This is a genomic window from Pseudomonas sp. R-28-1W-6, from assembly GCF_009799925.1.
GTDB lineage: Bacteria > Pseudomonadota > Gammaproteobacteria > Pseudomonadales > Pseudomonadaceae > Aquipseudomonas.
Genome location: NZ_WELK01000031.1, coordinates 1 through 303 on the forward strand (window position 1 = coordinate 1; position 303 = coordinate 303).

Annotated in this window: 1 protein-coding gene; it reads right to left on the reverse strand. The window is 63.7% G+C overall.

Annotated elements, in window-relative coordinates; genetic code table 11:
• Positions 1 to 303 (reverse strand): aconitase family protein (locus tag F3I62_RS20100; RefSeq protein ID WP_256667846.1); only part of this gene is annotated, 303 nt, incomplete at both ends.

Genomic DNA, 303 nt, shown 5'->3' on the forward strand with positions numbered 1-303 from the left:
CCAGGCGGTTCGGGAAGTTACGGGTCGAGGTGGAGACCACGGTCGAACCGGTCTGGACGCGCGCCTGGTTGCCCATGCACAGCGAGCAGCCCGGCATTTCCAGACGCGCGCCAGAGCGGCCGAAGATGCCGTAGTAGCCTTCCTCGGTCAGCTGGTGGACGTCCATCTTGGTCGGCGGAGCCAGCCACAGACGGGTTGGAATGCCACCCTTGACCTTGTCCAGCAGCTTGCCGGCAGCGCGGAAGTGGCCGATGTTGGTCATGCACGAACCGATGAACACTTCGTCGATCTTCTCACCGGCAA